The sequence below is a fragment of the Bacillus coreaensis genome, from assembly GCF_050586445.1.
In the GTDB taxonomy this organism is placed as follows: domain Bacteria; phylum Bacillota; class Bacilli; order Bacillales; family Cytobacillaceae; genus Robertmurraya_A; species Robertmurraya_A coreaensis.
This window is the reverse complement of sequence record NZ_JBOCCY010000007.1, coordinates 184569-207942: the sequence shown is the minus strand read 5'-3', so window position 1 is coordinate 207942 and position 23374 is coordinate 184569. Positions and strand designations below refer to the sequence as shown.

Annotated in this window: 28 protein-coding genes and 1 other annotated feature; of the genes, 2 read left to right on the top strand and 26 right to left on the bottom strand. The window is 37.3% G+C overall.

Annotation, left to right across the window (positions count from 1 at the left end):
- Window positions 1-130: 130 nt before the first annotated feature.
- The 14 genes from ACQ5H4_RS13490 to ACQ5H4_RS13425 all read right to left on the bottom strand — a co-directional run bounded on the left by ACQ5H4_RS13490 (window position 131) and on the right by ACQ5H4_RS13425 (window position 10654).
- Complete coding sequence (locus ACQ5H4_RS13490) at window positions 131-511, bottom strand: VOC family protein (RefSeq protein WP_430775453.1); 381 nt, start codon at window positions 509-511, stop codon at window positions 131-133.
- Between the two features lie 24 nt (window positions 512-535).
- Entirely contained in the window at window positions 536-1756 is a 1221-nt protein-coding gene (locus ACQ5H4_RS13485) for an MFS transporter (RefSeq protein ID WP_430775452.1), read from the bottom strand.
- A 24-nt stretch (window positions 1757-1780) separates the two neighbouring features.
- A complete protein-coding gene (locus ACQ5H4_RS13480; RefSeq protein WP_430775451.1) occupies window positions 1781-2800 on the bottom strand; it encodes an ROK family transcriptional regulator in 1020 nt (339 codons plus the stop codon).
- Between the two features lie 156 nt (window positions 2801-2956).
- On the bottom strand, window positions 2957-3034 hold the full coding sequence (locus ACQ5H4_RS13475) for a YjcZ family sporulation protein (protein WP_430775519.1): 78 nt from the start codon (window positions 3032-3034) through the stop codon (window positions 2957-2959).
- 96 nt (window positions 3035-3130) lie between these two features.
- Window positions 3131-3571 carry an SRPBCC family protein gene (locus ACQ5H4_RS13470; protein WP_430775450.1) on the bottom strand — a complete coding sequence of 147 codons (441 nt, stop codon included), beginning with the start codon at window positions 3569-3571 and terminating at the stop codon, window positions 3131-3133.
- 31 nt (window positions 3572-3602) lie between these two features.
- Window positions 3603-4400, bottom strand: coding sequence for a helix-turn-helix domain-containing protein (locus tag ACQ5H4_RS13465; RefSeq protein WP_430775448.1), 798 nt, complete (start codon window positions 4398-4400; stop codon window positions 3603-3605).
- A gap of 188 nt (window positions 4401-4588) precedes the next feature.
- Complete coding sequence (gene trxA / locus ACQ5H4_RS13460; RefSeq protein WP_430775447.1) at window positions 4589-4903, bottom strand: thioredoxin; 315 nt, start codon at window positions 4901-4903, stop codon at window positions 4589-4591.
- A 13-nt stretch (window positions 4904-4916) separates the two neighbouring features.
- Window positions 4917-5267 carry a MerR family transcriptional regulator gene (locus ACQ5H4_RS13455; protein ID WP_430775446.1) on the bottom strand — a complete coding sequence of 117 codons (351 nt, stop codon included), beginning with the start codon at window positions 5265-5267 and terminating at the stop codon, window positions 4917-4919.
- A gap of 142 nt (window positions 5268-5409) precedes the next feature.
- Window positions 5410-5952 (bottom strand): histidine phosphatase family protein, encoded by a 543-nt coding sequence (locus tag ACQ5H4_RS13450; protein WP_430775445.1) that lies wholly within the window; start codon window positions 5950-5952, stop codon window positions 5410-5412.
- Between the two features lie 105 nt (window positions 5953-6057).
- Window positions 6058-6888: a pentapeptide repeat-containing protein gene (locus tag ACQ5H4_RS13445; protein WP_430775518.1), complete on the bottom strand. Its 831-nt coding sequence runs from the start codon at window positions 6886-6888 to the stop codon at window positions 6058-6060.
- A gap of 139 nt (window positions 6889-7027) precedes the next feature.
- Complete coding sequence (locus ACQ5H4_RS13440) at window positions 7028-7321, bottom strand: antibiotic biosynthesis monooxygenase family protein (protein ID WP_430775444.1); 294 nt, start codon at window positions 7319-7321, stop codon at window positions 7028-7030.
- A gap of 20 nt (window positions 7322-7341) precedes the next feature.
- Entirely contained in the window at window positions 7342-7794 is a 453-nt protein-coding gene (locus tag ACQ5H4_RS13435) for a GNAT family N-acetyltransferase (RefSeq protein WP_430775443.1), read from the bottom strand.
- Window positions 7795-7848: 54 nt separating this feature from the next.
- On the bottom strand, window positions 7849-9129 hold the full coding sequence (locus ACQ5H4_RS13430) for a histidine--tRNA ligase (protein WP_430775442.1): 1281 nt from the start codon (window positions 9127-9129) through the stop codon (window positions 7849-7851).
- Between the two features lie 358 nt (window positions 9130-9487).
- Entirely contained in the window at window positions 9488-10654 is a 1167-nt protein-coding gene (locus ACQ5H4_RS13425; RefSeq protein WP_430775441.1) for a TraB/GumN family protein, read from the bottom strand.
- A 205-nt stretch (window positions 10655-10859) separates the two neighbouring features.
- On the opposite strand from ACQ5H4_RS13425, the gene ACQ5H4_RS13420 reads away from it, so the two are divergent.
- On the top strand, window positions 10860-12461 hold the full coding sequence (locus ACQ5H4_RS13420; protein ID WP_430775440.1) for an ATP-binding protein: 1602 nt from the start codon (window positions 10860-10862) through the stop codon (window positions 12459-12461).
- A gap of 87 nt (window positions 12462-12548) precedes the next feature.
- Here ACQ5H4_RS13420 and ACQ5H4_RS13415 read toward each other — a convergent pair whose 3' ends face one another.
- From ACQ5H4_RS13415 to ACQ5H4_RS13375, 9 genes are all read right to left on the bottom strand, one after another.
- Window positions 12549-13730, bottom strand: coding sequence for an acetyl-CoA C-acetyltransferase (locus ACQ5H4_RS13415; RefSeq protein ID WP_430775439.1), 1182 nt, complete (start codon window positions 13728-13730; stop codon window positions 12549-12551).
- 285 nt (window positions 13731-14015) lie between these two features.
- Window positions 14016-14834: a Cof-type HAD-IIB family hydrolase gene (locus ACQ5H4_RS13410; protein ID WP_430775517.1), complete on the bottom strand. Its 819-nt coding sequence runs from the start codon at window positions 14832-14834 to the stop codon at window positions 14016-14018.
- Window positions 14835-14863: 29 nt separating this feature from the next.
- Window positions 14864-14995, bottom strand: a complete 132-nt coding sequence (locus ACQ5H4_RS13405) for a hypothetical protein (RefSeq protein WP_430775438.1) — start codon at window positions 14993-14995, stop codon at window positions 14864-14866.
- 52 nt (window positions 14996-15047) lie between these two features.
- On the bottom strand, window positions 15048-15245 hold the full coding sequence (locus tag ACQ5H4_RS13400) for a hypothetical protein (protein ID WP_430775437.1): 198 nt from the start codon (window positions 15243-15245) through the stop codon (window positions 15048-15050).
- A 101-nt stretch (window positions 15246-15346) separates the two neighbouring features.
- Window positions 15347-15552 (bottom strand) — a binding site (T-box leader).
- A gap of 4 nt (window positions 15553-15556) precedes the next feature.
- Window positions 15557-16069: a MarR family transcriptional regulator gene (locus tag ACQ5H4_RS13395; RefSeq protein WP_430775515.1), complete on the bottom strand. Its 513-nt coding sequence runs from the start codon at window positions 16067-16069 to the stop codon at window positions 15557-15559.
- An 86-nt stretch (window positions 16070-16155) separates the two neighbouring features.
- Complete coding sequence (locus ACQ5H4_RS13390) at window positions 16156-16470, bottom strand: MGMT family protein (protein WP_430775436.1); 315 nt, start codon at window positions 16468-16470, stop codon at window positions 16156-16158.
- 337 nt (window positions 16471-16807) lie between these two features.
- A complete protein-coding gene (locus tag ACQ5H4_RS13385; protein ID WP_430775435.1) occupies window positions 16808-17539 on the bottom strand; it encodes a hypothetical protein in 732 nt (243 codons plus the stop codon).
- A gap of 219 nt (window positions 17540-17758) precedes the next feature.
- Complete coding sequence (locus tag ACQ5H4_RS13380; RefSeq protein ID WP_430775433.1) at window positions 17759-18076, bottom strand: putative quinol monooxygenase; 318 nt, start codon at window positions 18074-18076, stop codon at window positions 17759-17761.
- A 112-nt stretch (window positions 18077-18188) separates the two neighbouring features.
- Window positions 18189-18395, bottom strand: a complete 207-nt coding sequence (locus ACQ5H4_RS13375; RefSeq protein ID WP_430775431.1) for a hypothetical protein — start codon at window positions 18393-18395, stop codon at window positions 18189-18191.
- Between the two features lie 137 nt (window positions 18396-18532).
- Between ACQ5H4_RS13375 and ACQ5H4_RS13370 the strand changes: the two genes are divergently transcribed.
- Window positions 18533-19213, top strand: coding sequence for a hypothetical protein (locus ACQ5H4_RS13370; protein WP_430775429.1), 681 nt, complete (start codon window positions 18533-18535; stop codon window positions 19211-19213).
- 58 nt (window positions 19214-19271) lie between these two features.
- On the opposite strand, the gene ACQ5H4_RS13365 is transcribed toward ACQ5H4_RS13370, so the two are convergent.
- The 3 genes from ACQ5H4_RS13365 to ACQ5H4_RS13355 all read right to left on the bottom strand — a co-directional run bounded on the left by ACQ5H4_RS13365 (window position 19272) and on the right by ACQ5H4_RS13355 (window position 23125).
- Window positions 19272-19604 carry a PTS sugar transporter subunit IIB gene (locus ACQ5H4_RS13365; RefSeq protein ID WP_430775428.1) on the bottom strand — a complete coding sequence of 111 codons (333 nt, stop codon included), beginning with the start codon at window positions 19602-19604 and terminating at the stop codon, window positions 19272-19274.
- Window positions 19605-19650: 46 nt separating this feature from the next.
- Complete coding sequence (locus ACQ5H4_RS13360; RefSeq protein WP_430775426.1) at window positions 19651-21270, bottom strand: ABC1 kinase family protein; 1620 nt, start codon at window positions 21268-21270, stop codon at window positions 19651-19653.
- 103 nt (window positions 21271-21373) lie between these two features.
- Entirely contained in the window at window positions 21374-23125 is a 1752-nt protein-coding gene (locus ACQ5H4_RS13355) for a putative bifunctional diguanylate cyclase/phosphodiesterase (RefSeq protein WP_430775425.1), read from the bottom strand.
- Window positions 23126-23374: the final 249 nt, after the last annotated feature.

Here is a 23374-nt window from a genome sequence, read left to right as displayed (position 1 = left end):
CTAAATAAAAAAAATGCCCCAATAAAAGCTAGGTCCTAATGATCTTTTATTATCATTGGTAGAGGATAGCTAGGCCAACATAATAAAACAAAAAAAGCCACCCTAAAAGGCAGCCATATTTTAGTAAGTTTTATACTGTTAATTCAATAAGATTCCTTTCAGGGTCCTCTATTACACTTTCATAATAGCCATCACCCGTCAGACGCGGTCCATCTACGAGAACATACCCATCTGCTTGAAACTTTGCCGTAAGTTCATTAACCTTTTCTCTACTGCCAAGTGAAAACGCGACATGTGCCCAACCGATTCTGTTAGCTGTATCTTCTCTATCTACACCTACTTTGCGCATAATCTCTAACCGCGCTCCACTCTCGAATTGAATAAAATATGATTCAAAGCCTTTTTTCACATTATGATACTTTTCATTTGATTTTCCGTTAAAGTAACTTTCATAAAAAGCTTTCATCTTTTCTAAATCTTTCACCCAGATGGCTATATGCTCAATTTTCAAATCTCTCTACTCCTCCCTTTTGGGTTACATAGCAGTTGATTCAGTATTTCTTTTCAATAAGATCTTCCTTTCGACTATGATTCTATTTAACCTTTCAGAAGCCAAAAACATCCCAATTGCAAAGAGTACGATCACATAGGGGAAAATACCAATCGTTGTTTGAGCAGCAACCAATCCTAGTAATGGTGGTAAAAAGGTACTTCCCGTATAGGCAAGCGCCATTTGATAACCCATGATTGTCTGAGAATGTTCTTTTCCAAAGCGTGTTGGAGTTTCATGTAACATGCATGGAAAAATGGGTGCCAAACCTAAGCCAATTAATATTAAACCTACAAGGGAAAAGATCGTAGGTAGAGGTAATAGCAAAAGGATCGTACCAGCAAGTGCTGTAAGCTGACCTGAGCGAATTAACGTTTTGTTATCCACCCTTAGCGTAATAAATCCGGTCAAGAACCTGCCTATCGTAATGCCTCCATAATACAAAGAAACCCACTGAGCAGCAACTCCAACTGACAAATCCTTTACGTTTACCAAATAACTACTTCCCCAAAGACCTATTCCCGCTTCAGCACCACAATAAAATAAAAAAGTAGCCATGGCTAACTTTACTCCCTTAATTTGAAGAGGCTTTTCATTTTTTGTAGACTGACTGTTAGAAGCATCTATTTCTGTGTTTAGTTTGTTGTTCGATTTACTAGCTACCTTTTCCCATAACGGCAAGGTTAAGAAAAGAATAATGACTAATCCAAATTGAAGACCAGCTATAGTAAAATATCCATTTCTCCACGATTGATCTCCCGTAAGAAACGAAGACATAATAATTGGCCCAAGCGTAGCCCCCACTCCCCAAAAACAGTGAAGCCAACTCATGTGGTGTGCCTTATAGTGGGCAGCCACATAATTGTTTAAAGCAGCATCCACGCAACCTGCTCCTAATCCAAGTGGGATTGCACAAATAAACAACCAAATGATTGAAGGTGCAAAATTAAATCCAAGAATGGCTACAGCCGTCAAGAGACAGCTGATAAAAGTCACCTTACCAGTACCGAACCTATTAAGAACTTTCCCTGTAAATAGACTTGAAACAATCGTGGCACCTGCAATCATCATAAATAACCAGCCAGCCATTTCCATTGGTGCCTCGTATTCTGATCGCATTAATGGCCATGTAACCCCTAATAAAGAATCTGGTAAACCTAAGCTAATAAAAGCCAAATAAATGATCAATAAGAAAAATGTTGCCATTAGCAGTACTCCTCTATTGTCTATTTATATATTTGTTTTCGTGATCATGAGCTCCAACCCTAAATTCTGTAATCCTAACAAATAGTCTTGCTTCCAGTTACTTTCGGTTAGTTCAGGAAGATGCTCACTCGGAACATAGATCGAACTTTGTTTTTTTATCTGTTCAAGAACCTTTTCATTCACTTCACCATGACAAAAAATAACCATATGAGGGTTTATTATTGCAACAAATGTAGCTACTAATCTACTCACCGCATCCAATGTATGATCATCAAGAAATACCGTTCGGTTTTCCAAGGCTTGAAAAAAGTTTTGTTTTTCGTACTGAGGAACAAAGGATACCTCACCTGAGAAAAAGGAACGTCCACGCACCACATCTCCATTAATCAAAACACCAGCACCTGGACCATTATGGCCAAAATACAAGTATACGAGAGACTGATTGTCCGTATTCCCGAGCGATTTAAAATAGCCAAGTACCGCTGCATTCATATCGTTTTCGATTACGACAGGGATAGAGAAAAGATTTTCATAATACCCTTTTAAATCAAAATTCTGCAAATGGTCATAATCAGGTATGTAAAATATACGACCATTATCGACAGACCCAGGTACGCCAATCGCAATGGAAGATATTCCTGGATACTCCGTAATGATGTCCTGAATACATTTTGTTAACAGACTTAAATCGTTATTCTTTAATACGCTTGATGTGTTCCCTTGCTTCTTTACCTCTCCCAAACAATTAAAAACGGTATAGTGAGTTTCATTACTTTCTAAAAATATTGCCAAGCCCAGCATATACTCGGGATTGTATGAGTAGCGTTTAGCCCTTCTTCCTCCACTCGAATCATCAAGGCCAACGACCAACAGTTCTCCATCCTTTTCCATTTGCATGAGAAATTTACTAATCGTAGGAAAACTAATTCCTAATTTATTACTTAATTCAACTTTTGTTGCACTCCCAAGTTCAAGTAAAACAGTTCGAATACCCTTTAAGATGACGTTTTTCATTGATTTCGGAGTTGCAATTAAATCACTCATCAATTCACCACCGTTTCAAGACACTTATTAAACATCTTTAATAAGTTACAAAAATACAATAGCACACTAAAATCGTGCACACAATAACAAAATTTTATGAAAGTCAAAAAGAGTCAACCAGTTAAGGCTGACTCTTATACATATTCACTATGCCATTTAGGCAACAAATGCAGCACCAACAATAATTAACAAGATGAATAGTACAACGATTAACGCAAAACTATTGTTATACATTCATTAACACCTCCCTCAGCGTTACAATACTATCCTATGCTGATAGAAAGAAATCGGAAGGGCGAATGCCTACTCATTAATATTGGAAAACATTACCTATCTTTGGTCCTCCAGGATGGTTTTTATCTTTTTCAAATCCTTTATATTTGCTTTCTTCATCATTGTGGACATAAAAGGAGAGAAAAGTTTAGAGAAGCCAGTGGGAATTCCCCTATTTCGTAGAGTCATACGAGTAACATCCCTTTCAATTAACTCCCATGTATAGATGGTCTCCATTGGAAACGGACCTGAAGAAGTCTTCATGACTAACTTCTCCCCTGGTTGGAATTCAGTAATCTCGTATACATAAGCAAGTTCTCTTCCAAGAAAATTCGCCTTAAATGCAATTTGAGATCCTTTCTGTACAGTTTTTTCAGTTTTCCATTCCACCGACTGTATATTCACATACCATTCTGGAGCATTTTCCGGATTGGATGCGTACGTTGATACTTTTTCTAACGGATGGTTTATGATGATTTCAGTAAACACGTCTACCATGATTATGTTCCTCCAGTTGAGATTGGATCATCTATTGCTCTTTATTATTTTCTTCAACATATTTTTTTAATAACGTGCCAAGAAGTTGTTTCCATCCATGAGTATGTGATTCCTCCCATTCTTCTTCAATAACGCCTGAAGCTGTATGGGATAATCGAAGAGTTGTAACACCATCTTTTTCAATCAATCGATAGGTATATGCACTATTAACTGCCCCTTGCATGCCTAAATGACCATGTAGTCGAATTTCCTCTGGAGCATTTACATAATACACATTTCCCCATACCGCTCCATCATTTTCTCCCCATTTTTCAATAAATTGTCCTCCTGGTACTGCATCAAAAAAAAAGGTTGATGGCACACCTTTTGGAGCTAAGCGAAACTCCCACCAGTCTTCTGCCTTCTCTGTCAAAGCTTTAAAAACCTCTTTACGTGGTGCGTTAATGACTACTTCTTGCTCAATTCGAAATACTTTTGCTTGTTTTGAATGTTCCATTTCTAATTCCCCTCCTGTTTGTTCAGCTAATGATTTTAAATTCAGAAGTGATCGGGCATCCTTCTTCATATATTTCCCTACCCATCTTTCGTTCATTTCCTCTAAAGGTATGACATTTAAATAATTAAACCTGTATTTCCCCTCGCGTCGAACAATAACAAGATTGCCTTCTTGCAAAGCTGATAAATGCTTCATAATCGCATATCTTGAGACTTCGGGAAAAAAATCATTTAGTTCTCCCGTCGTTTTGGGGGATTCCTTCAATAAGTCAAGAATGCGTCTTCGGGTCGGGTGGCCCAGTGCTTTAAAAAGAGTTGAAAGTTCATCTTCCATTCACAATGATCCTTTCCAGATTGGTTTTAAATATAACATGTTACCTTTTAGTCACTTATTGTATGTGACTATATAGTAACATGTTGAATAAAAAAAAGGAAGAGCTTCATATCAAATCGGCTGATCCTTTATTTAATTATATTCCCCTTGAAGGTAACCATTATATAAATATCCTTTTATCATATTTGTTATATTATGCAACGATCAATGATTGTACTAATTTGTTCTCTACTATGCAGACCACGCATCGTATTGATCAGTTCCCCATCCTTGAATACTAATAGCGTTGGTAACCCCATAATCCCGAATCGCGATGCTAGTTCAGGTTCTTCATCCGCATCAACCTTCGCAATCACCACTCGACTTCCGTATTCCACTTCAAGTTCGTCTAAAATTGGTTCTTGCACACGGCACGGAGGGCACCATGGAGCGCCAAAATCCACTAATACAACTCCCTTTTTTTCTACTTGTTTATGAAATGTTTCTTGACCTAGTTCCAACATTATTTGTTCCTCCTTATCGGTCATCTTTAATCGCTGCCACACGTTCCATTAAATTTAATCGAATCATTTGAAGCGTCTCAATCTGCTTTTCAATTTCCTCCAGTTTTTCCTCGTAAATCGGCAGTACTTCTTTACAAAAGGTTTCTTTATTTTTAAGAACACAGTGTAAAAACCCAGAAATCTGATCTATGGAGAGTCCTAAATCCAAATAAAACTTGATCGTATGGACTTGGTCAATGGCTGTTTCATTGTATATGCGATAGCCATTCGATAATCTCGTCGCACTTAAAATCCCTTGCTCCTCATAATACCTTAGGGAACGGATACTCACCCCCGTTAATTTAGATAACTCACCGATTTTCATTGAGGAGACTCCTTTCATACGCTTGATACTTCCATTCTAAACCGTAACACTAATGTGAGGGTCAATATTTTTTTGAAAAATAAAAAGAGTCAACCTGTTTGATTAACTCCTTCAATAAAATTCATTTAGTATATGTAGTAATCTACCAATGCTTCGCGGCAGGTCTTTTTGCACCTGTCCATCCCATTTGTAAAAGTTCTTTCGCTATTAGGATATTAAAAAACCCATGTCCGACCAATACCACAGATTGGGATTTTTCAGCCGAACGGATTAGTTCCTCTGCAGCTTGTTTGGCTCGATTTTTTGCATCCGCAAAGGATTCACATTTTCTAGAGTAACCCGCAACCCACAAACACCTCATCAAGACTGCCCATCCGCTTGGCTGCAATTTTACCTTCGAGAAAAATCCTGATATTGTTGGCAACTCTGTTTCTCTGAACAAAGAATCGGAAACAAGGTCCACTGTGGGAATTAATAATTTTGCAGACTCCCTAGACCTATATAAATCACTTGTATAGATCATGCTGGCTATTGCCAATTTATTTTTCGTTTCCTTCGGGTAAGTTTCTTCTTTAAAAACCCCATGATCATCGTACCTAGTTACCCAGTCTTCAAATTGTTTAAATGTAATCCAATCATTCTGTTCCCATTTTGATCTTCCATGTCTTATTAAAGAAATCTCCATAAAAATATCTCCCACTGAAAAATAAATAAAAAGCAATGTAAATGAAATTTACACCGCCCACCCTGATCTGAATCATTTGTAAATTCTCCTGTGATATATCTTAACCTACGTTAACCAATGTTCCGGTACTTTTAAATGAGATGGTAATTTAGTATTTTTGTCGCCTTCCGCGGCATTTACTTGTGCTTGTGTAAGAAAGATACTGCCTTGTAAATTTGCGCCATGTAAATTGGCATCTCTCAAATCGGAACCAATAAAGTCACAATAACGTAAATCACTTTCCCGAAGGTCCGCAGCAATTAGAAATGCGCCCCTCCAACTCATACCTTTTAAGTTTGCACCTTTTAACTTGGCACCAATTAAATCCATGCCTTTGCCAACTTTTTTCAGATGATTTTTGTCTTTTTTCACCTTATGACGAACAAGCTCACTTGATTTTATAAGGTATTCATTTACGACCTCACGATGATTTGATACATTAAGATCCATTAATGAATTCGGATTAAGTTTCGTAAGGGCTTCCGTCTCCTCTAGTACCTTTTGTATCTCAATATGAATGGAACGAGTTTCTGCTAGAATAAGTGCTTCCTGTAAGTAATACAACATCTCGTGAAGCTGCTGCATGATTGGAAAAACATGAAACATTTCCTTTGCTGCATTCTTGTCTTCCCGCCAGTCTCTACCTTTATAAGTAAATTGAGAAACTTTTTGTCCAGCTCCAAAGCATTCATACACGGTACAGCCTTTATATCCCTTCGCCCGTAAACCCTCATGAATTCCCCAATGATAATCATCCTGAAGGTTTTTACATGGTACCCCTCCATCTTTATCCTCAGCAAAATCAGCTGATTTGATAAAAGGCAAAGCGACACAGCACAAGCCAAAACACTTTTCACAATCAGCTTTATAGTTTATAAAAGGTACTTTATTTGTCATAGTTTGATGAAACAACCTGTACACTCCTCTTCCAAATATAAACAAATACCATATTTCTATACATCCCCCTTATCGTGTAACGGACCTTTTCATGTTAAAAAGGGAACTAAAATGAGAAGTAAACTTGCACCTGAATTAGTTAATTTACAACCTTACTAAAATGCTCTACTGTCGGAAATGGGTCATAGAAATGGTGTAATAAAAGTTTCCACTCCTGGTATTCTGCTGACCCACGAAATCCAATAGAGTGATCCTCTAATGTGTCCCACTTCACAAGTAACAAATACTTTCCCTTCACTTCCAAACAGCGCTGTAACTCATGTGACTGATAGCCTCTCATACTAGAAATAATTCTGGATGCTTGTCGAAATGCCTCCTCGTATTCCTCTTCAAGCCCCTCTCTAACCTGAAGCATTACCGCTTCTAAAATCATAAAAAACTCCCCCTGTCTTCTTACAAATCTCTTGCTAGTCGAATCATATCTCTACAATGGATACCATTTTCGTAGATTTCCTCTGGGTAATTCTTGCTAAAAAAGTCGATGTCTACACCCACAATTCGAAATCCACATTTTTGATAAAGAGCCAGCTGTCCAATACTGGAATTACCCGTACCTATTTCAATTCGGTGAAATCCACGATCTATAGCTATCTGGATAGCGTGCAAAACAAGCTTTTTGCCAAGCCCTTTCTCTTGTTCACTCTCTAAAACGGAAAGATTCACTAGCTCAACGGTTCCAGGTCTAGTAGTGAGTAGAACGTAAACACCAACTACTATGTTTGAGTCTTCAGCTATATAGCAATCTCCCCTTCTGATATACTCTTCTACTATTTTTCGAGACGGATCAGCTTCAAGCAACAAATCAAATGGAACTGAGTCCCCTGTATTAATCTTTCGTATTTTCATATATAATTCTCACCTACTGTCATGACACTTTCCATTATACACCATTTTTATTTGTTAAAATGGAAAGAATTCTGTTCTTTCCTGTCCCGATTTCATCTCTTTTATTTTTATTTTATTCAATTTTACTTCCTCTTCTCCTATGATAATGACATTTGGAAAACCTTCTTTGTTGGCTTTTTCCATCAACTTCCCAAGTTTCTTTTTTCCTAGTTCCATTTCTACGTTATAACCCCTTTCCCTAAGCTGCCTCGCCACTTTTAAAGTCTCTTTTTCCGTGTTAATCGGAATAATATAATAATCTATCCTAGATTCCTCCTGGTTCATCTTCTTGTTTGAGCTAATCGCCGTATAAATTACATCCAAACCAAAAGAAATTCCTACGGTTGAAAACTTCTGATCTGTGCCAATCAGTCCACCAATTGCGTTATCGTATCTTCCACCACTACCAATGCTAGATTTAATAGACTCATCTTTTAAAAAAATCTCGTAAATACTACCCGTATAGATTTCTAACCCTCTCGCTAAAAATGGATTAAAAGTACATTCTGTTTTCATACCAAGCCCCTCCAAATAGCCTTCTAGCTCCATTAGTTCATCTAATCCCTTTTGGACAAGAGCGTTTTGATTGGTAAAAGACTCAAAATAACTATATTCTGTATTGTTATTTGAGTTTAGAAATTGTTTGATGTTATTAATAACTGTTGAATCTAACCCAAGCTCAGTTAGTGCATTAACAACTCCAACCGTCCCTATTTTTTCAAGCTTATCAAGGATTAACACTACTTTATTCATTTTTTCGCGCGGAGTTTGAAAGACCTCTAGTAACCCTGTTAAAAGTTTTCTATTGTTATATTGAATGGTTATTTCTAATTCAAGTTTTCTGAACACATCCAGTGCCATCATCATTAATTCCGCTTCAGCTATTTGTGAATCCACACCTACTATATCCACATCACACTGAGTAAACTCTCGAAACCTTCCTGTTTTTATAGGACCATCACGAAACACTTTACCAATTTCGTATCTTTTAAAGGGCATTCTAACGGTTGGGTTCATGGCTATGACTTTAGCAAACGGAATGGTCAAATCGTAGCGCAAGGCTAATTCTCTTTTTCCCCGATCAGAAAGTGTATACATTTCTTCAAGAATCTCAGCTCCACCCCCATATTTAGATGCGAGCAACTCTGTGTAGTTTAAGATTGGTGTCTCTAGAGGTTTACAACCATATTGAATAAAAACATCTTCCAATGTTCTTCTAACTCTTCTTCTCACCGCCTCGGCCTCCGGTAAAAAGTCCTGCGTTCCTCTTACATTTTGATAATCCATTTTCTTCATGTTCTGTCAGCCTCCTACTTTTAGTTAAATAAAAAAACCGCACTCGTTAAGTTAGAAACTTAAGCAAATACGGTTCATGAGAAATAGCCTCCCTATGTACGATTTTTTAATCGACTAGCAAGACTACTAATTATGATGATGAAATTGTGATGTATAGGTAGTTATATACTGCATTTTTCGTCACCTCTAATTTCCATATAATGTATCATATTTGATTAGGGAAATTCAATAGTTTTGAATATGAAATATGTTTATACATTCCACTAATTTCTGGATATCCAAGGAACCAAACCCTTCAATAGCTCCGCCCAAAATAATAAAAAGATGAAGACCCTCTTTGGATCTTCATCTTCCTACATTATAAATTCTCGAAAAATACTCGGATGACGTCTGCTCCGCCAATCACTGTTCCTAGTGTACTTCCAAGATTTGATAATACTACAATTAGCAAGATTCGGCTAACTTTGTTTTTCCAGAATCCTTTTACACTAAACACATCTTCGGATAACGTTTCAAAATCCTTAACACTTGGGCGTCTGACATAAGCTTGGGCTAGTCCGGCAAACCAGCCTGATGCGAGAACTGGGTTTAAAGATGTAATCGGTGCTGCCAAAAACGCTGTTAACACCGTCAATGGATGCCCGAGTGCAATTGCTGCACCTAAAGCCGATAACCCACCATGCCACAAAATCCAACTGAATGTTTGGGATAACCCTGCTTGTGGGTTCGCAACAAACGTATACGCAATTATTGCTAAGATCATCACTGGGATACTCCAGCCAATGATTTTTGGCCATTTTGATTTTGTAGGGACCGATGTTAGCTTTGTTAAGTCCTGTTCTTTTTTAATTTCTTCCTTGATTCCTGGAACATGTGCTGCACCCAGTACGGCAATAATTTTCTGCCCTGGAGCCTCTTTTATTTTTTGTGCAAGATATTGATCTCTTTCATCAATGAGAGGTTTCTTTAATCGTGGAAAAGTTTCCGTAAATTCATTAAGAATCGCTTGAAGAGTATCCTGACTTTTCATTTTTTCCAATTCTTCTTCCGTAATACTTTCCTTGCTAAAAATACCTGCGATCACTTGGCTTAAAAGAAGCGCTTTTCCTTTAAGGCCAATTCCACCCCAAATTCTCGCAAAGGTGATTTGAATATTCCGATCGGCGAGTACAAGTGTAGCACCTGTTTCTTTCGCTGATTCAATTCCTTGTATCATTTCCTGCCCTGCTTTTATGCCAAATTGATTGGCCATCCGATTTTGAAAGGAAGAAATGGCTAAATTCATTAATAATAAAGAAGCTTTCTTTTCCTTAATCACTTGTATGATATCCATTTCCTTCCACTTGTTTCCATCCGTAATCGATTGGTATCTTTGCTTATCCAACTCTACACAGACAGCATCAGGTTTCTCAGCTTCAATAACCTCCTTCACCTGCTCTGCACTATGCTTTGACACATGGGCGGTCCCAATAAGTATGTATTCTTTTCCGTCTAGATGAATTCTTGTAATGTTATCTTCTACCATAGATACCTTCCTTTAATAACCATCACGTGATTTGTCTACTAACCTAATAATGATGTCCATGTTTTTTGTCCATTATAACATGAAAGCACCACCAATTGTGCCTTTTACTCTAGCTATCTTTATCTACGAACCTATCCATGGGACCAAAGATACATCATTCATGTTATAATACAATTTGCATTTATTATTTTTGAGGTGCTATACCATGAGCGAAAAGGAACCAAGTTATATCACACTTTCAAAGCGGAAGTGTAAAGAAACCGGGATGAATCCAAATGAGATCGTTCGTCCTAGAGTAAATTTATCTAAATTAGAAGTTCAAAAGAGACAAGGAGAATACAGAGAAATACTGTCTGTAGTTCGTTTTTTTTCAGAAAAACTAATACTTACATTAAAAGAAACGCCAATTTTCATCACTATTTCGGATTCAGAAGGTTACCTATTAGACTTGGCAGGTGACGAACTCATTAAGTCTACTATTGATCAATTCGGAATTAAATTGGGAAGTTTATTTAGACAAGAAGATACAGGTACGAGTGTAGTTAGTTTGGCATTAGAACATCAGCATCCCGTTCAGTTAGTAGGAAAGGACCATTACCACACCTTTCTTCATGAAATGGCTTGTTATGGCGCTCCTTTTCATTACACGGATGAGAACCATCTATTAGGTAGTGTAAGTATCATGGTCCCTGTTGCATTTCACAATCCCTTATTTATGCCAATGCTAACCCAATTAGTGGATTCCATTGAGCGAGAATTGCTTTTAAGAAAACAAAATCGTAAGCTTAATATCTTTAATCAAGTATTGCTAAATGGAGCTAGAAATGGAATCATTATCACCAATGCAGAAGGGATGATTTTAGAGTTTACTGACTTTGCTAAGGAGATCTTTCAACATCCATTTACAAGTATTTATGAACTTCCAATTATAGGAGACTACTTTAATAATGTCCTTACAATGAAGGAAATTTATGATAGTAAAGAAGTCATTTTTTATAGTACTTTAGCAGACCCCATTATTTGTCTTTTTGATGCACAACCGATTTATGAAGGAGACAAGGTCATTGGTGCCTATGGACAATTACGAGATATGACAGATCGCTTTTTTATGGAGGAAAAGATAAAGACGACTGAAAAACAAGTACTTGCAGGACGAATTGCGGCTGGTATCGCGCATGAAATAAGGAATCCTCTAACAACTGTACGCGGGTATCTTCAATTTCTTGAAAAAGAGGTGGCGAGTGATACCGGTCAATTATTTTCCAATCTACTCATTCCAGAAATCGATCGAGCGAATAAAATTATTACAGATTTTCTAAGTATTGCAAAGCCTTCAGAAAGAATGTTTGAAAGCATGCAGGTTAAGCATTTCTTTACAAGCTACTTATGGAATTTTCTTAAAAGTGAAGCTTTGCTGCACAATGTAAATCTGGATTTTTATATCACACCACATACAGAGAATCTTTTCATCTTATGTAATCGCGAAGAGTTGCTTCAGGTATTTATTAATCTATTTCAAAATTCTTTACAGGCAGAAGGCGACACTCCATTAGCCGTAAGAATCTGTACCGATATAAAAGATCAATATATCCAAATTATGTTCAGTGATAATGGGAAAGGTATTCCAACCTCCATTGTGGCGAATATTTTCGAACCGTTCTTTTCAACAAAGGATATCGGGACAGGATTAGGCCTATCAGTCTCGCTAAAAATAATTGAGAATCACAATGGTCAAATGTCTGCCAAAAGCAAGGAAAATTCAGGTACTACCTTTATAATAGAACTCCCTCTTCATAAGGAAACATAATAAAATAGCAGCTTCCACTATTCACGGAAGCTGCTGTTTATTTTATTATTACACGCTATAATTTTGAAGCCCTACTGCCTTCTTTCATTATCCATGCTCTATTACCATTGCAATTCCTTGGCCCCCTCCAATACACAAGCTAACAACAGCAAACTGGCCATTTCTCCTTCTTAGTTCATAAGCGGCAGAAAGTAAAACTCTTGCTCCACTTGCTCCGACAGGATGACCTAGCGCAATCGCTCCTCCATTCACATTTGTTTTCTCTCGGTTTATTTGCAGTGCTTTTTCCACAGCTAAATACTGAGCCGCAAATGCTTCGTTCACTTCGATTAGATCCATGTCATCAAGAGTAAGGTTGGCTCGTTGAAGTGCTTGAGTAATTGCGGGCACAGGACCAATGCCCATAATCGTTGGATCTACTCCTGCCACAGCCCAGGCTACTATTCTTGCAACAGGTTTTAGATGATTTTCTTGAATGAATTTTTTACTAGCAATAACAAGAGATACTGCACCGTCATTAATTCCTGATGCATTTCCAGCTGTAACGGTTCCATCTATTTTAAAAGCAGATTTAAGAACTTGAAGTGCCTCTATATTTGCATCAGGCTTAATATGTTCATCTGTCTTAACAATCAGAATACCCTTTCTTGTTTTCACCTCAACAGGTACAATTTCATCATCTAAGATTCCCTTACTGGCAGATTTGGCCGCTCGCTGATGTGATTCTACGGCAAATTGATCCTGCTCTTTTCTCGTAATCTCATACATTTGTGCTAGTTTTTCAGCAGTTATTCCCATTCCACTTCCTGTATATTGGTCGGTCAATGTTTCTAGCAGCATGTCGTCAAATTGGAGATTCCCCATTTTAGATCCGCTAAACCGCTGTGAGAAATTAGAGTAGGGGGATTGCGACATATTTTCTGCTCCTCCTGCAAGAACGATGTTTGCATCACCTACTAAAATATGCTGTGCAGCCGTTACAACGGATTGAAGTCCCGAACCACATAATCGATTTAAGGTGAGAGCTGGAACCTCTTGTGGAATTCCACTGTACAATCCAATATGTCTTGATAAATAGGATGCATTTTTACCAGTATGAATCACATTTCCATAAATTACATGATCTATCTGAACTGGCTCCACCTTCGAACGGCGAAGTGCTTCAATGGCACTCGCTGTCCCTAGCTCCGTAGCACCCATTTGTGAAAACACACCACCAAATTTCGTAAAAGCCGTACGTGCACCATCTACGATATATACATCTGTCATATTTGTTTTTACCCTCCCTTATTTTCATGTTCCCTTTTTATTTGTACTAATGTCACCAATTTATAGTAAACGCTTACAACTTATATTCTTTTTTTACACTATCTTATTTCTTGCATCAGTGGAGTATTCTGAATATTCATTACATAATTACTGTACCAAAGGTCTATCTACTATATCAACCCAAACAATCACAAAAAAAACGGAAGTAGCTTCCACTACTTCCGTTACACACTTTTTTCTTGAATCCGCATGAATAAAGATACCAGTACGGTAGCTGACAATGTTTTATATTAATTGATATTTTTTTAAACTATTATAAATCCCGTCGTTATCATGCGTATCTGTGATATCATCGGCTGCTTCTTTTAATGCTTCTTTCGCATTACCCATTGCAATTCCAAATTTTACAAACTTCAGCATCTCTAAATCGTTCATCCCATCACCATACGCGTATGTGTGCTCCCGGTCCACTTGTAAATGCTCAAGTAATTTCTCAATTGCGACCGCTTTATGAATTCCTGGTACAGATAATTCTCCACTATTCTCTCCAAATAGCGGAACTGTGCTTGGAATTACAGTGAATTTTGAAGAGAATTCCTGCTTGATTTTTTCAATGGAAACGTTAGAGCCTAAAAAAGAAATTTTATTAATATCATCACGAATTAAATCCTCTCCGTCGATTAAACAATCATGAAAAGGCTGAATTCCCTTTTTGACCTCTTCTTCAGCATGTGGATTTTCTGTTAAGAAATTATTAATAATCCCTTGTATATGCTTCTTACAATTCCTACTCGCAAATAAGCCTCCATTTGATTCAAGATAAAAATCTATTTGATGCTTATTAAAAAAATCAACCAAATGTATAACATCTTCCGTAGAAACTCTCTCATGAACCAAGACCTTTTCATCTACTTCAATGTAACCCCCAGCAGCACCAATTATCCCATCAAATCCAATTTCCATGATATCATGAAATAACTCTGCCTTTGAGCGGCCGGTACATATAAATACTTGATGTCCATTTTTTCTCGCCTGTTGGATAGCATTTTTTGCTGATACAGGAACTACTCCGTGTTCATTTACCAGTGTTCCATCAATATCCATGAAGATTACTTTTTTCAATTTGATCACCTTTACTTGTTTAATTGTATTTGGATGAATTTACGTTTACCGACTTGAATAATTAAACCTTCAGAAATGGTTAAATGAAAATGGATATCTTCTACCTTCTCTCCATTTACTCTAACACCCTTGTTCTCTATCATTCGTCTTGCTTCACTCTTCGAATCTAGCATTATTGTGCTAACAAAAGCTCAATCAAGCTTGTCTCGTTTCCCCTTCCCAATTCACGGTTGGGATATCATTTGGTATTGAGCCTTTTTGAAAAACAGAAATAAAATTCTGTTCTGCTAGTTCGGCGTGTTCTATTCCATGGTACATCCGTACTATGGTTTTGGCTAGTAACATTTTTACATCTCTAGGATGTAAATCTCCATTATTTATTTCCTCTTTCATGACTTGAACCTGTTCTACTCAAGGAGTACAAGAAATTAGTTCTTGTAAAACCTTTTTCATCTCTAATTCCTCCTTATAAAATAAGAAAACCACATCCCTAAAAAAGGGACGTAGTTCTTGCACGCGGTACCACCCTTATTGAAGAAACCTGTTCTTCCACTTAACGATTAACGGATCGCCCGTTCTTTGCTTGGCAAAGATAGCTCAAGGAATGTATTTCATGTTATCTTTGTGTCGATTCACACCAACCACCGACTCTCTGTTACAGGGAGATAACTACTACTTGGTTTCCCGTCATCACTTTTACGATATTAAAATTTATTTTCCTTTATAACTCTTCTCAATAGAGAAGAAATACTTTGTTGCTCAGCTTCAGATAAACTTGAGACTATATCTACTTCTCCAACATGAAATCGTGGATAAAGCTCTTCCATTACTTTTTTTCCCTTTTGGGTTAGAACAACGTACGTAATTCTACGGTCTCTTTTATCGACTTTACGGTAGCAGAGCTCTTTTCTTTCTAGCGTATTCGTAATATTGCTAATCGTTGCCTTCGATACTCCAGCAGACTCAGCTAGTTTCTTTGTCTCTACAGATTCCCATATCCACAAATCATAAAGAATCGAAAACGATGTCCACGATAATCCATAATCAGATAAGACCTCTCGTTCCATCTTATTTCTTAAGCCCTGTGCCATACGATATATATTAGTCACTACTGCAATTGCTTCTAAGTTTAGTGAATCGATTGGCAATTTTGTAAGAAGATTAATAGTATCAATCTCTTCTGGAAGTAAACTACCTTTTTCGTTAAATGAGTGAATATTTCTCACCTCTTAATTTTCATAATCGTTAGCTATGAAACGATATTATCAAAAAAAGAGAGAATTAGCAACAACTAGTTGCTAATCTATATCCCTTCTGGCTGCCACTGATATTTATCTAAACAAACCATCCCCTTTTCGCTTACTTTCACTCCTTCGTTCTGCAAGGATAAGACTTGATCATGATAAGAAGAATCCTCCTGAATAGAGATTTGCCCTTTATCGTTTATTACACGATGCCAAGGTAAACGATGCTTTTCACTCATCGAGTGAAGAATGCGAACAACTTGGCGAGCAGCTCTTGGACTACCGGCAAGTCTGGCAATTTGACCATACGTCATTACTTTTCCTTCGGGGATATTTTTTATAATCATTACTATTTGCTTTGTAAAAGGCTGCATGTGATAGATCCTTTCTTTCCATCTATTCTCAAATAATAAAAGCTTAAGGCGAACTTACTAAAGGATTCCATTTTGAGGTGCTTTACTTAAAATACGTACCGAATAAGGGGAGATTTTTCCGTTAGTTGCAGAATGGAGCTCGTTTCGGGGTGGATAAGGAGAGAATTTCCACTTATTGAAAGCAAAATCTCGCCTTTTCGAAATTTCCGAGCCAATAGGAGGAATTTCTCCGTCTATTGTAAGCTATTTTTAATTATAATTATTAGTTAAGCGGAATTTCTCCGTCTATCAAGTCGAGTGCTTACCCTTATCCCCCAACCGATAAGTGCGGACCATGTTATTCTCTTATGCCACCCTCATACAATACTTCAAAATAACGATTAACAGCATTCCCATAATCATTGGTAGCAGATATTCTATAAAAATTATAGGCTGGACTATTCTCTTTGAATACAAGGGTCTTTTCAAATGAACTAGTGAAGGTCTCCGTCACTTCCTCCCCAAATCCAGAAGCACCAAATAGTAAGAAATCAGTATCTGAACGACCTTTAAAAGTGATGGTATGATCCCCTACAGGTAGATGTGTTACCAAATCAACAGGATTCTCAATTGTTAATTTAGGAAGAGTAGTATTTGGTACTTCTTTGAACGAAAGACCTTTAAGCGTAAATTCGTAAGTAAGAAGTGAGAGGTCTTCCGGTAATTCGGCAGGATTGGAAGTGACAACAAACATATAGTCACCTGCTGGTAATACATCTCCATTACCATACATAGCTCCCCAATTTTGATCAGTAATGATAAAATCCGAACCTACTGTATTCGGTCCCCAAATTACATTTATCGTGCCTTTTTTAGTCGTAGAAAAAAGATAATAATGTGTTTCAAGGTCTCGATATATATTTCCATTCCATTCAACACTTGTAATTTTCTTTTTTTCTTTTACTTCTTTTGCCTTTGCAGATAGATCCAATACCGGGACAGCTTTTGCAGGTAAGAAACTTGGTGTTAGAAAAAGCAACACCATAAAGAGTCCGATCCCAATAAGTAAAAATAATCTAGTTTTTAACATTCCGCCTTGCACCCTTTCCTAACAATAAATGGGTGGTTTATCCAATGCTATGTTGTTTGCTGTTTCTGTTTTCACTATTAGAGTAGACGGGGTTTTTTTGTTAATGTTACATATTTTTTACAAAAACACAATATATAGATTTGTTTTTATATTACAATAAAAAAGACCTTGCTAAATAGAAGATCTTTTGATTAAATATTTAGTTCTGAATGAGATATTTTACGACTTCATTTGAGAGGATTTTCCACCCATAGGCATTAATGTACTTATTCTTTCCATACCCGTAATAATTGGCTTCGCTTGTTTGATTAAGGATTGTGTTGATTCAAGCGCTAAAGAGGCTTGGTGAGCATCTTCATTTTTCCATTCTTCGTATACAAAAATTGAGTTTGGCTCTGTTTCAGATGTACTTACTAAGTACACCTCACATTCCTCTAACTCATTCATTGACTGAGCTGCTTCTAGCAAAATTCTTACCATTGAGTCACGTTCCCCTTCTTTGACCGTAAACTTGCCAAACAAACCATACTTACTCACAAAACCAGCTCCTTTTTAGGAAATCCATATAATACATTCTTGAAAGGCTTGTAATTGTCCTTCTTTATAGGAAAAAACACTTCTCCCTATTTGGAAGAAGTGTTGGTGTACATTACTTTTTCTCTTCAAAGTAGTCTTTAAATTCCTTCGTATCTGTTAGGTCTTTATTTTTATAATAAGGATTATCTACTGTTGAATCCTCTGGATCTAAATTGGTTTTAATGACTAACATGGGAGCTTCTGTATGTTTGGCGATTACACGATCATCTAATTGTTCAAAATCAGGTAGTCTATCGCTTCCAGGTTTTCTTGGTTCCACGTTCAAACACCTCCTAGTGATAGGATGCTTTAAAGAATCAGAACTATGTACATTTAATATTGGTTTTTTATGGTACGTACCTTAATGAAAAAGCAGGAAATAATATGAACGATAACCTTGAAAGGGAGGGATTTTCTATGTCTTTAGAATGGTTTGACCGAGTAAGTGGCGAATTGCAAGATCATCTAGAGTCTATCTGTGATAAGTATGATCAAGTGGGGCATATGTCTGTAGATCGTGGGGCAAAACATCCACGAATGGAGTTTTACGTAGAAACTGAGGATGATGATCGGGAGTATTTTTGTACCCTTTATTTCGACCCACATAACGAAGAGTTCTATATTGATTCCATTGATGTAGAGCTGGGGCAAACGTCAAAAACAATCCTTGCTGATATTGAGGACATAATTGATGCGGTTCATGAAAGTTTGCATAACTTTATGAATGATGAGGATTTCGATGATGAAGATTACTACGAAGTGGACGACGACGAAGATGACGATGTTGAAGTTGATTATGTTCTCATGGACGATGAGGATGAAAGCGATGATATACTAGAACAAGTTGATGTCGAGTGGGAAACGCCAGAAGTGACGGCCTTTATGTACGAAGATGAAATTGAAGTTTCCTACCAATTCGGTATTGTCCAAGAAACAGGAGACGGAGTTCTTCGCAGAGTGAACCGAATTTGGACAGATGACGACGATTTAATTAAAGATGAAACCAATTTTATCTTCTCTAAAGAGGAAGCGAGTACGATTATTGCCATGATTGCAAGCCATATGGATTCTTTAAGCGACTTTAACTATGACCGGTAATCAGCAGCTAGATCACTCGATTTGAGTGATCTATTTTTTCAGCTCATCCGGTTTTTTCTTATAATTTTTTATTTATTAATTCATCTGCAAATGTTAAAACGGCTTCCCCATTACAAGTTCCGTAGTGCAAAGGTTGAATCATATCTATCGGAAGCTGAAACCCCTCTTTTTTTGCTAATTTTTGAAAGTCAGGAAGTAAATAACGAACCTGTGGAGCTACGAGTAACACATCTGCTTTTCGTAAATGTTCTAAATGCCGCTCAACCTCCCCAACACCAATTGCCCAAATATGATAGGCATCCTCTCCATGTTGCTTCGCTACTTCCTGCATTTTTGTTACTAATAAACTTGAGGAAAATCCCCCACCACAGCATAGAAGGATATGTTTCATTGTTAATAAGCCTCTTTTCTATTAATAATATTAAGTGAGAATATACTCATCCCCGCTTCCTCTCTGGCATGTACTTCATCCATTTTTTCTGCTTATAACTCGCCACCCAATAGCCTAGAAAGGAAGCTGCCGATAATCCCACTCCTATTTTCCAAATGAAAGGGTTCATTTCATACAAACCAAACCCAACACCCATTAATCCAACTAACAAAAGCTGAAACATATGTTTTTTATGATTTTCTTGTGTGATAAAAAGGAACTCTCGTCTTTGTTCGGTTTCCTTTAGTTGCTCGAGCTTTTGCGGTGCTTGAAGAAATTCGTTGGCTGAGTGAAGCACTTTAAAGATCGGTTGTGATTGAAGCCACTGCCAGATCAATGTCCATTTATTGCTTTGGTTTCCGAGCCATTCCATGAACACAGGTTTCCCAAGATCGAGTGGTTCTTCTTCTGGAGCCACGTTTCGTAGAATCCCCTCTATCGTCCCAACAGACCGTCCTAAAAACACGAATCTGGTTGGTACCTGTATAGGAAGCGCTTGAATCATGTCGTTCATTTCTAATTTTAAAGCAAGCAGGTCCATATTTTTCAATTCGCCTTTTTGAAAAGACAAGAGCTCAGATAAAAGTCTCTCCATTGTTCGAGGATCCGCATCTGGAAGCAGGAACCCTAATTGCGCCAAACACTCTACTGCCTTTTTGTAATTCTTGGCTAAGAAAGCCTCAATAAGTGATTGAAAATAGGAGGCATCTTTTTTACTGATTTGTCCTACCATTCCAAAATCTAATAAAATAATTCTTCCTTCTTGACTAACCATGACATTTCCTGGATGGGGATCGGCATGAAAATAACCTGGTTCTAGCCATTGGGGCAGGAAGAGTTCAACAAGTTCTTGAGCGATATCTTTTCGACTGATTTCTACTTGTTCTAATCCTTCGACATCTGTTAGCTTTATTCCTTCTACCCATTCCATGACAAGCACCTTGTTCGTACAAAGCTCTGGAAAAGCATTAGGTATTTTAACAATATCACGACCCTTAAATCGACTATTAAATGATTGCAGGGCCTCCAACTCTTTTGCAAAGTCTAGTTCCCTTTCAATCACTTCTTTTAATTCCTTATATAACATCTGAAAATTAATAAATCCTTTTGGTACTGGGACAAAATGGTCAGCAAACCAAATGATGATTCCTAGTGTCCGAAAATCTATCTGAACAATAGATTGAATGTTTGGACGCTGAACTTTTACAGCTACTTTTGTTCCATTTTTTAATAAAGCTTGGTACACTTCACCAATAGAGGCAGATGCGATTGCCTCTTTTTCTATATATTCTATATGCTGGTAAATAGAGCCTCCCCATTCTCTTTCAAGAATGTGCACTATTTCCTCCCATTTTGAAGGCGGCACATGATCAGTCAGGTCCTCCATCTGTTTGATAAAAGCATGTGGAAGTAGATCTGAACGAATGCTTAATATTTGACCAATTTTAATCAATAACCCTTCTAATTCGAACAAAGTTTTCCGAAATCTCTCACCGATCTTCCCCCACAGCTTTTCCCACTCTGACTCAGGCTTTCTTCGTAACTTGTACCAGTAGATTTGCAGAAAAATAGTAAAGGCTAGATACAAGACCTTTGTCATACGAATGAACTTACTTTGAACTTTCATTCCGAATCCTCTCGTTTCCCTTTTACTTGTGGTACATGTAATACGGAACAACTGCTACACTGGTTTCATTTTTTCTAATCAAAAAAACACGCGATTTTCCTTTTTAATCGCGTGTTAGTCTATATTGTTTATCAAGATAAGCAATAAACTCATGATAAGGTAAAGGCTTTGCAAAATAATAGCCTTGCACTTCATCACACTCAATTGCCTTAAGAAAATTCACTTGTTCTATCGTTTCGGCCCCCTCTGCCAGTACCTTTAGGTTCAGGTTATGACCCAGGGTAACGATCGATGTCATGAGGGTATCTTCTTCTTTCGGTATATTTAATAGAAATATCCGATCGATTTTTAGTCGATGAATACTTAATTTCTTTAGATAACTTAGTGAGCTATATCCCGCTCCGAAATCATCTAAGCTAATATGAATCCCTAAATTTTTAATTTCTTCAAGTATCTGACTTGATTTTTCAAAATTAAACAGGCTTCCTTCCGTGATTTCTAAGTCTAATAACCTCGGTTCCAATCCCGTTTCTTTAAGTATTTCTTTAATATCCTGCAAAAGTCGAGGATGCTGAAGTTGTACCGAGGATAAGTTCACAGACACCCGTAAATCAAGGCCAAACAACTCATTTATCTCTACCGTTTGCGTACAAGCCTTTTTCAATACCCATAACCCAATTTGATTAATTAAATGTAATTCCTCCGCAAGCTGTATAAACTTCAATGGAGAAATAATCCCTTTCGTTGGGTGATTCCATCGAATGAGAGCTTCCATTCCAATAGGTTTCCCAGAAATTAAGGACAGCTGAGGTTGATAAAACACCTCGAATTGCTCTGCAATTACAGCGTGATGAAGCTCCAGCTCAATGTCTCTCTTTTCATTGGATTCTGTAAGAAGTTGGCTATTATATACCATGACTCTTTTGTCATCTTCAGGAGGAACATGTATTTTGGCTAAATTTGCATTTTTCACAAGTGCGTTCCAATCGGACCCATCATTTGGATAAAAGCAAATTCCAAACTTCGGAGAGATATAAAAATCTCTACTTCCCGCATGAACAGGGGTTAAAAATTGTTTGACCGTCGATTCTGCAAGACTTAGAATCTCCTCTTCAGAAACGTAGTCCTTTACAATAATTAAATGCTCCCTTTCACTCCATCTAACTAGCATCATATGGTCTTTTAAACTAGCTTGGATTCTTCTTATTGAAGCTACATACACATTATCGCATTTTGAATTCCCAAGTAGATCATCTATGGCATCCAATCCTTCAAACCCGAAGAGTAACACTGCAACTGCTTTCTCTTCCCCCCACTCAACTAAAGGAATAATATTGTTTAGATAATTTCGATTAGGTAATCCCGTAAGTTCATCGTAATAAGCCATTTTACGAAGCTCGTTTTTATGCTTATTCGTAAGAATTCTTTCTGCTAATGATAATAGAGTGAGTACAAAAATTAATACAAAAACAATGAAAATTAAAACAACAAGACTTAAAACCTTCCATATTTCATTTGCTTTCCGTTCCATAAATTGATATCCATCAAAATCAATTCCTAGAACAGATTCCACTTCACCTCTCCCATTAAAAACAGGAATAAAGGCACCCAAACTGTAACCCCATTCATCGGTTGAGGGTTCTTTCTCCATTGAAAATTCCCCATCAAAAGCACGTTGTAATTCTGGAAGATCTTTCGTGTATATAGTACCCATACGTATACGTTCTTCGACTTCGCCACGAATCCAACCGTCCCCATTTGAATCGGTCGCGGGTGCCAGGACAAAGTATATTTGGCCATTTTCATTCATTCTCATCGTATAGACTGATTGTATTTCTCTGTATGATTTTGCCATTCTGTCATTTTTTTATGGATACGCGTATATTCCTTACTTCTATCTGTATCTGATTGATACAGAGTAGCATGACCTTCATTTCTTAGATCACGACTAAAAATAGTTCCCATATTTTTTGCCATATCATAGTACTCTTTATACTCTTTTTCCCGTAACGTACTATCAAGTACATATCCGAAAATCAAAAGGGCCTAATGAAAATAACACAAATAATATGGTGGGAACTTCCCCAAACTGCTTAGGAGGTTC